The organism is Actinomadura bangladeshensis, from assembly GCF_004348335.1.
Lineage (GTDB): Bacteria > Actinomycetota > Actinomycetes > Streptosporangiales > Streptosporangiaceae > Spirillospora > Spirillospora bangladeshensis.
In genome coordinates this window covers 1-11732 of sequence record NZ_SMJW01000242.1, presented here as the reverse complement: position 1 = coordinate 11732, position 11732 = coordinate 1, and the positions used below count along the sequence as shown (strand labels likewise).

Annotated in this window: 14 protein-coding genes and 1 tRNA gene; 5 read left to right on the top strand and 10 right to left on the bottom strand. The window is 74.2% G+C overall.

From position 1 onward, the window contains the following. The first annotated feature begins 153 nt into the window (after positions 1-153). Both E1284_RS32460 and E1284_RS32455 read left to right on the top strand, forming a co-directional pair. Positions 154-666 carry a SigE family RNA polymerase sigma factor gene (locus E1284_RS32460; RefSeq protein WP_131943979.1) on the top strand — a complete coding sequence of 171 codons (513 nt, stop codon included), beginning with the start codon at positions 154-156 and terminating at the stop codon, positions 664-666. Then, a complete protein-coding gene (locus E1284_RS32455; protein WP_131943978.1) occupies positions 663-1112 on the top strand; it encodes a hypothetical protein in 450 nt (149 codons plus the stop codon). Before E1284_RS32460 ends, E1284_RS32455 begins: the two co-directional genes overlap by 4 nt. Here the strand turns inward: E1284_RS32455 and E1284_RS32450 are convergent. The 4 genes from E1284_RS32450 to E1284_RS32435 form a co-directional block, all read right to left on the bottom strand. Beyond that, positions 1109-2020 (bottom strand): sensor histidine kinase, encoded by a 912-nt coding sequence (locus tag E1284_RS32450; protein ID WP_131943977.1) that lies wholly within the window; start codon positions 2018-2020, stop codon positions 1109-1111. The genes E1284_RS32455 and E1284_RS32450 overlap by 4 nt on opposite strands. After that, entirely contained in the window at positions 2020-2934 is a 915-nt protein-coding gene (locus E1284_RS32445) for an MEDS domain-containing protein (RefSeq protein ID WP_131943976.1), read from the bottom strand. Before E1284_RS32445 ends, E1284_RS32450 begins: the two co-directional genes overlap by 1 nt. A gap of 91 nt (positions 2935-3025) precedes the next feature. After that, positions 3026-3997, bottom strand: a complete 972-nt coding sequence (locus E1284_RS32440; RefSeq protein ID WP_131943975.1) for a sensor histidine kinase — start codon at positions 3995-3997, stop codon at positions 3026-3028. A 160-nt stretch (positions 3998-4157) separates the two neighbouring features. Further along, positions 4158-4784 (bottom strand): TetR/AcrR family transcriptional regulator, encoded by a 627-nt coding sequence (locus E1284_RS32435; protein WP_131943974.1) that lies wholly within the window; start codon positions 4782-4784, stop codon positions 4158-4160. A 41-nt stretch (positions 4785-4825) separates the two neighbouring features. On the opposite strand from E1284_RS32435, the gene E1284_RS32430 reads away from it, so the two are divergent. Together E1284_RS32430 and E1284_RS32425 are read left to right on the top strand one after the other, a co-directional pair. Next, complete coding sequence (locus E1284_RS32430) at positions 4826-6409, top strand: MFS transporter (protein ID WP_131943973.1); 1584 nt, start codon at positions 4826-4828, stop codon at positions 6407-6409. Continuing rightward, positions 6372-6456 (top strand) — tRNA-Leu (locus tag E1284_RS32425). Before E1284_RS32430 ends, E1284_RS32425 begins: the two co-directional genes overlap by 38 nt. A 53-nt stretch (positions 6457-6509) precedes the next feature. On the opposite strand, the gene bcp is transcribed toward E1284_RS32425, so the two are convergent. Continuing rightward, on the bottom strand, positions 6510-6977 hold the full coding sequence (gene bcp, locus E1284_RS32420) for a thioredoxin-dependent thiol peroxidase (RefSeq protein ID WP_207924079.1): 468 nt from the start codon (positions 6975-6977) through the stop codon (positions 6510-6512). Positions 6978-7128: 151 nt separating this feature from the next. On the opposite strand from bcp, the gene E1284_RS32415 reads away from it, so the two are divergent. Further along, positions 7129-7437: a DUF3618 domain-containing protein gene (locus E1284_RS32415; protein WP_131943971.1), complete on the top strand. Its 309-nt coding sequence runs from the start codon at positions 7129-7131 to the stop codon at positions 7435-7437. Here the strand turns inward: E1284_RS32415 and E1284_RS32410 are convergent. The 5 genes from E1284_RS32410 to E1284_RS32390 form a co-directional block, all read right to left on the bottom strand. Beyond that, on the bottom strand, positions 7388-7672 hold the full coding sequence (locus tag E1284_RS32410) for an anti-sigma factor family protein (protein ID WP_207924078.1): 285 nt from the start codon (positions 7670-7672) through the stop codon (positions 7388-7390). The two genes, E1284_RS32415 and E1284_RS32410, sit on opposite strands and share 50 nt — an antisense overlap. Positions 7673-7703: 31 nt before the next feature. Then, a complete protein-coding gene (locus E1284_RS32405; RefSeq protein WP_131943970.1) occupies positions 7704-8975 on the bottom strand; it encodes a family 4 glycosyl hydrolase in 1272 nt (423 codons plus the stop codon). Continuing rightward, a complete protein-coding gene (locus E1284_RS32400; protein WP_131943969.1) occupies positions 8972-9640 on the bottom strand; it encodes an SIMPL domain-containing protein in 669 nt (222 codons plus the stop codon). Before E1284_RS32400 ends, E1284_RS32405 begins: the two co-directional genes overlap by 4 nt. Positions 9641-9656: 16 nt before the next feature. Next, positions 9657-10841 (bottom strand): amino acid deaminase/aldolase, encoded by a 1185-nt coding sequence (locus tag E1284_RS32395; protein ID WP_131943980.1) that lies wholly within the window; start codon positions 10839-10841, stop codon positions 9657-9659. A 41-nt stretch (positions 10842-10882) separates the two neighbouring features. Then, positions 10883-11732: CE1 family esterase (locus E1284_RS32390; RefSeq protein ID WP_131943968.1), on the bottom strand; the 850-nt coding region annotated here is incomplete at its 5' end.

Below are 11732 nucleotides of genomic sequence, written 5' to 3'. Positions count from 1 at the left end.
CCGCGACCCCGTCGCCGGTCCCCTCCCCGCCGGCGCCGCCGACCGTGACCCCGTCGCCCTCGGAGCCGGCCGCGATCCCGTCGCCGTCGGCGCCCACCGCGACCCCGTCGCCGTCGAAGCCGTCGCACGGCGGGTAGGTGCGGTCTGTCCACGTTGAGCGCCCAGGAGGTCCGCGGGGCGGAGGCCACGTTCGAGGAGTTCGTCGCCGCCACCGCGGGCCGGCTGCTGCGCACCGCCGTGTTCCTCGTCTACGACCGGCACCTCGCCGAGGACCTGCTCCAGACCGCCTACGAGCGGGTCGCGCGGCGGTGGGGACGGCTCGCCGGCGGGGACCCGGAGGCGTACACGCGCCGCGTCCTGGTCAACCTCGCCATCGACGAGAGCAGGCGCCGGGCGCGGCGCCGCGACACCCCGGCGGGGTCCGTCGCCGACCTGGAGCGGCTCGCGGGCGCGCCCCCGGCGCCGGGGGCCGCCGGGGGAGACCTCGACGAGGTGCTGCGCGCCCTCCCGGCGAAGCAGCGCGCCGTGGTCGTGCTGCGCTACTGGTGCGACCTGAGCGAGCACGAGATCGCCGAGGCGCTCGGGATCTCCCGGGGGACGGTGAAGAGCCACACCGCGCGGGCCATGGCCGCGCTGCGGGTCCACATGAAGGAGGGGCGCGCGTGAACGAGGACCTGGACGCCCTGCTGCGCGACCACTACCGCGCCGCCGCCGACGAGATCCACGCGGACGCCGACACCGTCCGCCGGTTCCAGGACGCGGGGCGCGCCGCCGCGCCCGCCCGGACGAGCGTGCTGCGCCGCTGGACGTTCCCTGCCCTGGCCGCCGCCGTCACCGCCGCCGTGCTGGTGGCGGCCGCCGTCCTGTTCTGGCCGGACGCGCACCGCCCGGAGCCGCCCCGTCCCATGGCGCCGCCCGCCACGCCCGCGCCGACGCCGACCGCGGAACCGTCCGTGCAGCCCTCCGTGCAGCCCTCCGTGCCGCCGACGGCGACACCGAGCCCGAGCGCGGCGGACCGGTCGCTCCGGAGACCCGTGCCCAGGCATGCCGTCGCGCCCACCGCCACACCGGCCCCGTCCACCGCGACGGCGGGACCCGGCGGCCCGGGCTAGCGGCGCTTGTACAGACGGACGTAGGTGCCGTCCCAGCCCGCGCGCAGTTCCATCAGGTCGACCAGGAGGCGGACGGTCCACAGCCCGAACCCGCGCTGGAGGGCGGAGTCGGGCGGGATGAAGCCGGTCAGCGGGCTGGGCCGCCAGAACCCGTGGTCGGCGATCTCGCAGATCAGGTCGCAGCCGTGCCGCCACGTCCACAGGCCGATCGGCGGGGTGCCGTGCTGCAGCGCGTTCGCGGCGACCTCGTTGACGGCGGTGACGAGGTTCTGCGCGGACTGCTCGGCGAGGCCGTGCCGGCCCGCCCGCTCGGCGACGAACGAGCGCAGGGCGTGCAGGTCGGCGCCGTCGATGGGCAGGTACTCGGCGTCGTGCGGGCGGTCGAAGCGCAGGCCCCGGTCGAAGCCCGACCCGAAGGTCACCGGGTCGATGTACTCGGCGTTGTCGCCGTCGTGGCCGGGGGCCAGCAGCAGCGGGTGGGTGCGCCGGGCCTCGGCGAGGATCCGGGGCGGCAGCGCCGCCGCGTCGTAGGGGCACAGCGCGCGGGCCTCGGTCTCGCCGAACACCACGTTGATGAGCGACTCGTACCGGATCCACTCCAGGGTCTGCCGCTCGTCCCAGCCGTCCCAGACCGGTTCGGCGAGCGCGCACACGCCGCGCGGGCCGCTCTGCTTCACGATGGCCTGGTAGTCGCGCAGGGTGTGGACGGGATGCCGGTAGAAGCTCGCCGCATCGATGTAGGTGACGTCCTTGTCGCCGACCGTGTCGCGCAGCGCGGTCAGGCCGGGTTCGCGCGCCACCGCGATGACGGTCTGGCCGCGCTCCAGCCCCGATTCCAGGAAGGGCGCCGTCACCGACAGGAAGTCGTCGGTGCCGTCGTACAGGAACGCCTTGTGCTCCAGCGTCATCAGGCGAAGTCCTCCGTCTCCGGGAGCCCCCGTCCGGCGCCGCGGGCGATGCCCGGGAGCCGGTGCCAGCCGACCGTCGTGATGAGGTTCTCCACGTTCGGGCGGAGGTGATCGAGGACGAGCGATCCGTCGGCGGGCAGCCGGACGGCGTGCCGGGCCAGCAGGTTCAGCCCGCCGAGGTCGATGAACCCGAGCCGGGACAGGTCAAGGTGGACGCTGCCGCGCTGCGCGCCCACCCGCATGAGCGTCTCGGCGAGCACCGTGTGCCGGGCGGCGTCCAGTTCGCCCTCGATCCGCAGCCCGGCCGGCTCGAAGGTGCGCACGATCTTCAGGACGCCGTCGTCGAATTCGGGGTTCACTTCCACGAGGACCTCGTGTGTGTCGCGGAGGGCGTTGAGCTGGTCGGGCGGGCACGCGCGCCGGTCGATCTGGCAGATCGCCATCGCCATCGTGCTCGGCGAGACGGTGTCGCCGACCCGGTGCTCGCAGCCCAGCATCCGGCCGAGGTCGGAGCCCGCCTCGCGCAGCAGCGGGCTGTAGTCGGTGGTGATGCGCACCGCGCGGAACCCCTGGCCGAACGCCTCCTCGACCTCCCGCGCGATGGTGTCGAGCATCATGGCCGGGGCGAACGCGCCGCCGCGGTCGCGGCACGCGTCCCGCGAGACGACCAGCAGCCCGCGCTTCCGGACGGCCGCGGCGATGTCGATCTCGTCGCCGGCCTCGGGCCCGAGGCCGGGCAGCCGCTCGGCCGGGACGTCGGTGACGTACACGACCTTCTCGCCGGTCAGCAGGCCCTCGCGCAGGAAGGGCCCGATGACCCGGTCGCGTTCCTCCGGGCCGGAGTAGGCCAGCCAGCCGTGATCTCCGGGCCGGACGTCGCTGACGGGACGCTTGGCGAACCAGGGTGTCTCCATGGCCTGCCCATCGGGTTCGGGGCGGATCTGTTCAGCGTACGCCGCCGGAGCGGTATTGGAAGCCCAACGCATGGAGTTCCTCACCCTCCGTCTATTGCGGCCGGTCGGGGCGGGGGAGCGTGAGCCGCAGCCGCACGACGGTGCCCCCGTCGCCGGTGCGGATCTGGACGGTCGAGCACAGCAGCCGCACGGCCCACAGCCCGAACCGCCCGCCGGACGAGGTGTCGGCGGGGCGCGGCGGGAGCAGCCCGTATCCGGCGCCGGGCGGCCAGCGCCCCGCGTCGGCGACCTCGCAGAGCAGCGCCGGCTCGCGGTCGGAGGCGTCCGTCCACATGCGCAGGACGATCGGCGGCGCGCCGTGCCGGAGCGCGTTGGTGACGACCTCGGTGACCGCGACCAGCAGCCGCTGCCGCCCCTCCTCCGGCAGCGGCGTCGGCCGCGCGCAGTCGGTGACCCAGGCGCGCAGCCAGAACAGGTCGGGCCGGGCGTCGAGCTCCAGCGTGTCGGCGCCGGCCGGCGGCGGGGGCAGCGGATCGGCGTCGCAGCGGGCGCAGAACGTCCACGGGTCGACGAAGCCGGGGTTGCGCAGGGCGCGGGTGCCGCGCACGGTCTCCGGGTGGGTCTTGCGGGCCGCCGCGACGACGCCCGCGGGCAGCGAGGCGGCGTACGGGCACAGGACGGCCGCGCCGGTGCCGCGGATCGCGATGTTCAGCAGCGCCTCCGCCCGCTCCCACTCGACGACCTCCAGCGGTGACCGCGACGCCCACGCCGGCTCGCCGAGCAGCCGCAGCCGGCGGCCCTGCCGGCTGCTCTCGTCGGCGTCGCCGAGGCAGTCGGCGAGCGTCCGGGAGGGGTGGCGGTACCAGCTGGCGGCGTCGCGGAACAGCACCGCGCCGGCGGCCGGGCCGAGGGCGTCGCTCAGCAGCATCCGCCGCGCGGACCCGCACACGGCGAGGACGCGGTCGCCCGTGTCGATGCCGTCCCTCAGGAAGGGCACGGCGCCGCCGAGGAACTCCTCCACCCCGTCGTAGGGGAGCACGCGATGCGTGAAATCGTCGCTCACGACGGCCCCGCCGATTGTGTGATCATGATGTCACCGACTGTGCGTGCCGGACGGACCAGACCAGCCTAGCCCTCCGCCCCGGGCCTGCCGAGTCCCCTTTTTCACATACCGCCCCCCATCGTCCGGGGGCCTGCCCGCAACCACGGCGGCGGCCTGTCCCTTACCGGGTGCGGGGGCGCGGCGGCGGGTGGAGGACGGCGCGCAGGCCCGGTGCGAGGCGGGCGATTAATTCATCGGGCGCCATCGACGCGGCGGGTTCCACCCGCATGATGTAGCGGACGAAGATCAGCCCGGCGAGCTGGGTGCCGAAAGCCCCGGCCCGGGCCCGCGCGCCGGGACCGCCGATGTGCTCGGCGATGCGGTCGATGATCTCGTGTTCGAGGAGGTCGCGCAGCAGCCGGCTCAGGTCGGGCTCGGCCACCGCGGCGCGCACCAGCAGGACCAGCCGCGCGCCGCCCTCCGGGTCGTCCCACGCGGCCAGCAGCGCCCGCAGGACGCGTTCGGGCAGCGTGGCGGGGTCGCCGGGCAGCGCTCCCGCGAGCACCTCGGGAGGGTTGGCGACCAGGCCCAGCACCGCGCCGAACAGCCCCTTCTTCGACCCGAAGAAGTAGCTGATCAGCGCGGCGTCCACGCCCGCCTCGGCGGCGATGGACCGCATCGTCACCGGCCCGTAGCCGTCGGCCAGGAAGCGGCGGCGCGCCACGGCGAGGATCGCCTCGCGGGTGTCCGGGCTGCCGCGCCGCCTGCCCCGCGTCCCCTTCTCCGTTCCCGCCCCAGATTTATTCATCAGGATTGAAATATAGCCGGAGCGGGAGCGAGGGTCGAGGCATGAACACCACAGCTCCGGATGGCCCGGGCACCGTCCACCGCGCGGTGCTGCCGGCCGTGATGCTCTCCCTCGCCACCGTCGTGTCGGCCGTGGCCTCCCTCAACACCGCGGTCCCGTCCATCGCCCGCGACACCGGCGCAGGGCTGACCGAACTTTCGTGGATCATCGACGCGTACGCGCTCGTGTTCGCGGCGCTGCTGCTGCTCGGCGGCGCCATCGGCGACCGCTACGGGCGCCGCCGCGCGCTCGCCGCCGGGCTGGTCCTCTTCGGCGCCGGGTCCGCCGCGGCGGCGCTGGCGAGCGACCCGAACTGGCTGATCGCGATGCGCGGCGTGCTCGGCGTCGGCGCGGCGCTGGTGATGCCGGCGACGCTGTCGACGATCACCGCGACGTTCCCGCACGCGCAGCGGACCCGGGCGGTCGGCACCTGGGCGGGCGTCGCGGGCGCCAGCGCCATCTTCGGGCTGCTCGTGTCGGGCGGCCTGCTGGAGGCGTGGTCGTGGCGGTCGGTGTTCTGGATGAACGTCGTCCTCGCCGTCGTCGCGCTGGCCGCGACGCTCGCGGTCGTCCCCGAGTCGGCCGAGCCGGACGCGCCGCGGCTCGACGTGACCGGCGCCGCGATCACCGTCGCCGGGCTCGGCGCCGCCGTCTACTCGATCATCGAGGCGCCGACCGCGGGCTGGGGCAGCGCCCGCACCCTGCTCGGCCTCGCCGCCGCGCTGGTGATCCTCGCCGGGTTCGTCCTGTGGGAGCTGAAGCGGCCGAACCCGCTGCTCGACCCGCGGCTGTTCCGCATCCGCGCGTTCTCCGCCGGCGCCCTCTCGCTCACCCTGCAGTTCTTCGCGTTCTTCGGCTTCGTCTTCATCATCCTGCAGTACCTGCAGCTGGTGAAGGGCGACAGCGCGCTCGTCGGGGCGCTCAGCCTGGTGCCGATGGCGCTGGCGATGATGCCGTTCGCCCGCGTCGTCGCGCCCCGGGCGGCGGCGAAGCTCGGCCCGCGCCGCGTCATCACCGCGGGGCTGCTGCTGGTCAGCGTCGCGATGCTGGTCTTCTCCCTGCTGGACGAGGACAGCACGTACTGGCTGCTGCTCGCCGGGCTGCTCCCGCTCGGCGCCGGGGCGGGCCTCGCCATGACGCCCGCGACCGCGGCCATCACCGACGCGCTCCCGGCGGACAAGCAGGGCGTGGGCTCGGCGATGAACGACCTGGCCCGCGAGCTCGGCGGCGCGCTCGGCATCGCCGTCCTCGGCAGCCTGCTGCAGTCGTCCTACCGCGCGAACCTGGATCTGGAGGGCCTGCCAGGCCCGGCCGCCGAGGGTGCGCGGGAGTCGCTCGCGGGGGCGATGCGGCTCGGCCCGCAGGTCGCCGAGCAGGCGCGGGCGGCGTTCGGCGACGGCGTCCAGGCCGCGTTCCTCACGGCGTCGATCGCGCTCGCCGTCACCGCCGTCATCGTCGCGGCCCTGTACCGCGCGCCCCGCCCGGACGCCGCGAATTCCGTTGCGGGCCCCGCCGATCAAGCCGCTAAGCTGACCGGGAAGGGCACCGGCGGGCGTGGCGAAATCAGGTATACGCGGCAGGTTTAGGTCCTGTTGGTGGCGACACCGTGGGGGTTCGAATCCCCCCGCCCGCACCCGGCCCGCGCGTGCCGCGCGGGCCGAGGCGCCGGTTCGGACGGGAGCCGGGTCAGACGCCCAGGTCGCGGCGGAGCCGCTCCACGTGGCCGGTCGCCTTCACGTTGTAGTACGCCTTCTCGACCTTGCCCTCGGCGTCGATGACGAACGTCGACCGGATGACGCCGACGACGACCTTGCCGTACAGCTTCTTCTCCCCGTACGCGCCGTAGGCCTTCAGGACCTCGGCGTCCGGGTCGGACAGGAGCGGGAACGTCAGCCCCTCCTTCTCCCGGAACTTCGCCAGCTTCGCCGGCTTGTCGGGGGAGATGCCGACCACGGTGACGCCGGCGGCGTCCAGCTCGGCCAGGCTACCCTCGAAGTCGACGGACTCCTTCGTGCAGCCGGGCGTCATGGCCGCCGGGTAGAAGTAGAGGATCACGCGCCTACCGCGCAGCGAGGCCAGCGACACCGCGGCCCCGTCGGCGTCGGGAAGCTCGAAACCGGGGGCGACGTCGCCCGGCTGCAGCCGCTCGGACACCCTGACCCGCCTTTCGCATCGATGGTGGGACCCACCGTACCGGCCGGGGTTGGGCGGACGTCCACGGGCAAGACCTGCAACACTGTTCGGATCATGCTTCGCTCGCGGCCCCGCCCCGCCGCGAGTTCGCCCGACACGGTAAGGAAACGGCATGGCTGACTGGAGCAGCGACCCGGAGGAGCTGGAACGCCATATCGAGCGTTCCCGCCGGGAGCTCGCGCGGACGGTCGACGAGCTCGCGGACCGGCTCAGCCCGCGCAACGTCGCGCACCGGGGCGTCGAGCGGGTGAAGGAGGAGGCCGATCAGGTCGTCAAGGCGTTCGGGACGCTGGTGCGCCCGTCCGGCGACGACGAGGACGGTCAGGGCGGCGTCGACAAGCGGGTGGTGCTCGCGGGCGTCGGGGCCGCGGTCACCGTGGCCGCCCTGGTCCTCTGGCGCCGTAGGCGCAAGCGCCGCTGAGACCCATCCTGGAGGCGCCGGTCCGCGGTCCGCGGCCGGCGCCTTCGCGTGCCGGGCCGGGGCGGACCGAGTGCGCGAGCAGCTCGGCGACGGTCCGCAGCTCGGCGAGCTCGGCGCGGCAGGGCGGGCAGCCGCGCAGGTGCGCCGACAGCGCGTCGGCCTCGTCGCCGCCCAGCCGTCCGATGGCGTAGACGCCGAGGCCGAGCCGGTACACCCCGCAGTCGCTTCCTCCCACACCCTGAGTACGGCAGGGCGCCCCGCGCCGTTCAGCGGAACTGCGGGAGGTGGTCGCGGTGGGCGGCGAGGCCCTCGTCCAGAATCTTCTCGGCGGTGTGCTTGCTCCGGACGAACGGGTGCGCCATGAGCGCCTGCAGCGCGGTGCGGCGGTCGCCGGTGACGGCGGCGTCGGACGCGAGCCGTTCGTAGGCGTGGATCGCCTGGGTGAGGCCGCGCACCGGGGCGGGCAGCGGGCCCATCGTCAGCGGGACGGGCCCGGACCGTCCGACCAGGGACGGGACCTCCGCGATCGCGTCGGCGTCCAGCGAGGAGACCGCGCCGTTGTTGCGCGTGTTGACGATCATGCGGCGGCCCTCGTCGCGGTGCAGGGCGCAGATGACGTCGACGGCGAACTCGCCGTGCTCGCCGCCGCCGCGCTCCCGCGACGGGTCGGGGTCGGGCTTGCGCGACTCGGCGGCGACCTGCTCGTAGTAGCCGGGCAGCATGGCGAGGATGTCCTGCGCGCGGGTCGTGCCCTTCGCCCGCAGCTCCTCGACGACCTGGTCGTGGAAGAAGTAGTACTTGGCGTAGGAGTTCGGCAGGAGACCGAGCGTCTTCGCCAGTTCCGCCATGCGGGACGGGTCGCGCCACGGGGTCGCGCCGCCGCCGGGGACCTCCAGGTCGTCCAGCAGGAGCGGGAGGTCGAGTTCGCGGCCGTCGAGCCGGAGCCGCTCCGCCCAGGTGGCGTGGTTGAGGCCGATCCAGTCGGCCTCCAGCCCGTCGGACGGCAGCCCCAGCAGGTCGGCCCACATCTCGGTGTCGCCGATGTACTGGTCGCACAGGCCGATGATCCGCGCGCCGGTGCGGCGGGCCACGGCGTCGGTGACCACGTTCGTCGGGTTGGTGTAGTTGACGATCCACGCGCCCGGGTCGGCCTTGGCGGCGACGTCCAGCAGGACGGGCACCGACCGCAGCGCCATCAGGAACCCGCCGGGGCCCGCGGTCTCCTGCCCGACCACGCCGTGCTTGAGCGGGATCGACTCGTCCAAATGCCGTGCCGCCAGCCCGCCGGGACGGAACGTCGTGAACACGTACGACGCGCCGTCCAGCGCCGCCTTGAGAGCGGTGTGCGACGACACGGTGAACGCGGCGCCCCGCGCGGCGAACATGTTCCGCGCGAGCCGCGCCATGACATCCAGGTGCGCGGAGTCGATGTCGTAGCAGGCCAGCTCGGTTCCGGCCAGGTCGTCGGCGCGGTGCAGCAGGCCCCGGACGACGCCCGGCATGTAGCCGCTGCCGGCCCCGATGACCGCGATCTTCACCGCGGCTCCAGGTCGGGCTGCGTCGCGGTGAAGCGCGCCTCGACGGTCGCGCGGACGATCTGCGTCTCCGGTTCCAGGTCGATCGGCTCGGGCTCCTCGGCGTTGTCGCCCAGCCCCCGCCCGTACGCGGCGGCCAGCGCGACCGGCGCCTCCGGGGTGCGGCCGACGCCCTCGTCCGACAGCTCGACCAGGCCGGTGAGCCGCGCCCCGAGCGCCTCGGCGTAGCCGCGCGCGCGGGACACGGCCTCGTGCGCCGCCTGCCGCGCCGCCCGCTCGTACACCTCGCTGTCGCGCCGCAGCTCCCACTCGGGCCCGCTGACGAAGGTGCGCTCCAGGTCGCCGAGCCGTGTGACCAGCTCGCCGAGCACCCCGAAGTCGACCACCGCGATCTTGATCCAGACGGTGCCCCGGTAGGCCCGGACGTCGCCCTCGCGCCGCTTGTACTTCAGCAGCGGCGTGATCGCGAGGCCGCCCGTCTCCACCTTCTCCACGGCGTCCCCGTACGACCTGACGAGGTCGAGGCACCGCTGGTTCCGCTCGGTGAGCCGGTCGAGCGCCGCCCGCCGGTCGGACTCCTGCGACTGGACGTGCACCGACAGCCGCGCGACCTCCGGCTCGGCCTCCAGCACCGCCTCACCGCGAACACTGATCAGGGGAGCGTCCATCCCCCCAACCTACGTCCTACAGGAAGGTCTTGCCTTCGCCGCGGTAGGTGGGGACGGTCTTGATGAGGCGGTCGCCTTCGATCAGGTGGAGGGCCTCGAAGCGTTCGCACAGTTCGCCGGCCTTGGTGTGGCGGAACCAGACGCGGTCGCCGAGGGACAGCAGGTCGGCGGCGTGGCCGAGCAGCGGCGTCTGCACCTCGCCGGCGCCCTCGTCGGGGTCGTAGGACAGCCCGGTCGGCAGGTACGGCTGCGGGAGGCGGACGGCGTCGGCCGGGCCGGACGCCAGGTAGCCGCCGCCGAGGCAGGTCGCGACGCCGGGGGCCGGGCGGCGGACGACGGGCAGCGCGAACAGCGCGGCGGGGCGTCCGGTGAAGTTGGAGTACTGGTCGAACAGGTGCGGCTGGTACAGGCCGGAGCCCGCCGCGACCTCGGTGACGGCGCGCTCGGCGGCGGTCTTCTCGACGCTGCCGGTGCCGCCGCCGTTGACGAACTCCAGTTCGGTCAGCTCCCGCACGGCCCGGACGATCGCGGCGCGCCGCCGGGCCAGCTCCAGCCGGGACTGGCGCTGCATGGCGCGGATGACGCGGCCGCGCGCGGGGCGTCCGGGCGGGACGTCCCCGACGCCGGCGATCTGCGACTCGTAGGCCATCAGCCCGACGAGGTCGAGGGAGGGGCGCTTGAGGATCCGCTCGGCGAACGCGCACACCTGCGCGGCGGTCCGCAGCGGGGAGCGCAGCGCGCCGATCCGGACCCGTCCGCCGAGCGGGCGGTAGGAGGCGTCGATGTCGATGCAGACCCGGATCCTGCGGTCGCCGGCGGCGGTCTCGATCAGTTCGAGGTGCGCCGGGGAGTCGACCATCAGCGTGATGACGCGGGCGGCCGCGGGGTCGTCGGCGAGCGCGGCGATGGCGGTGCGGTCGGCGGTCGGATAGGCGACGAGGATGTCGTCGCTGACGCCCTCGGCCGCGAGCCACAGCGCCTCGGGCAGCGTGAACGCCATGATCCCGGCGAAGCCGTCCATCGCGAGGGCGTCCTCCAGGAGGGCCCGGCAGCGCACCGACTTGCTCGCGACGCGGATCGGCTTGCCGGCGGCGCGGCGGACGAGGCCGGCGGCGTTGGCGCGGAAGGCCGCCAGGTCGACGACGGCGAACGGCGCCTCGATCGCGGCGGTCGCGGCGTCATAGCGGTCCCGGAGGTTCATGGCGGTCACACTGCCACACTACCGGCTAATGTGAAAAGCTCTCACGATCCGCCGCGGGGATGGGCGGCGAAGAAGTCCCAGAGCATGGGACCGGCCTCGTCCGGCCACTGGTGCCCGCCGCCCTCGATCTTGCAGAACGTCACCGCGACCCCCTGCGCCCCCTTGCCGGTGCTCGCGCAGTTCGTGCCGCCGCCGAGGGCCTTCACGGGCTTGTGCGGCTCGGGCAGCCCGGCGCGCTTGCGCCAGAACTCGACCGCCTTGGACACCGGCGGGAAAGGGCGCTTGTCGTTGAAGTCGCGGTTGCCGCCGCCGTTGAACGGGACGCTCCGGTCCGCCGTCCCGTGGAAGATCATCGCCGAGACCGGGCGGTCCGGGTCGCAGGGGGTGACCAGCGCGCCCTCGACGACGCCGATCGCCGCCACCTTGTCCGGCTTCTCGCAGGCCATCTTGTACGCCATGCCCGCGCCGTTGGAGAAGCCGGTGACGTAGACGCGCTTCGGGTCGGCCAGGCCGGCGCCGGTGAGCTTGTCGATGAGCTTGGTCAGGAACCCGACGTCGTCGATGTCGCTGACTTTGGCGGCGCCGCAGCAGTCGCCGGCGTTCCAGGTGGTCATGAACCCGTCGGGGTAGGCGACGAGGAATCCGTGCTCGTCCGACAGCTTGTCGAAGCCGCTCAGGTCCTCCATCTTGCCCATGTTGGCGAGGCCGCCGTGCAGGGCGACGACCAGTGCGGGCGGGTCGGCGGGCTTGCCGTCCTCCCACGTGCCGTCCGACACCTTGGCCGGGACGTGCAGCAGGAACTCGCGGTGCCCGAACGTGCCCACGTCCATCTTCTGCTTGTGCGTGCCCTGCGCGGTGGGGACGCCGTCCACCTTCGCGGGGCGCCCACCC

Bases quoted from the DNA above. Each gene is read 5' to 3' on its own strand.
- E1284_RS32450 (WP_131943977.1), bottom strand. From the start codon at position 2,020: ATGACGCTGGAGCACAAGGCGTTCCTGTACGACGGCACCGACGACTTC.
- E1284_RS32445 (WP_131943976.1), bottom strand. From the start codon at position 2,934: ATGGAGACACCCTGGTTCGCCAAGCGTCCCGTCAGCGACGTCCGGCCC.
- E1284_RS32435 (WP_131943974.1), bottom strand. From the start codon at position 4,784: ATGAATAAATCTGGGGCGGGAACGGAGAAGGGGACGCGGGGCAGGCGG.
- E1284_RS32430 (WP_131943973.1), top strand. From the start codon at position 4,826: ATGAACACCACAGCTCCGGATGGCCCGGGCACCGTCCACCGCGCGGTG.
- E1284_RS32415 (WP_131943971.1), top strand. From the start codon at position 7,129: ATGGCTGACTGGAGCAGCGACCCGGAGGAGCTGGAACGCCATATCGAG.
- E1284_RS32400 (WP_131943969.1), bottom strand. From the start codon at position 9,640: ATGGACGCTCCCCTGATCAGTGTTCGCGGTGAGGCGGTGCTGGAGGCC.
- E1284_RS32395 (WP_131943980.1), bottom strand. From the start codon at position 10,841: ATGAACCTCCGGGACCGCTATGACGCCGCGACCGCCGCGATCGAGGCG.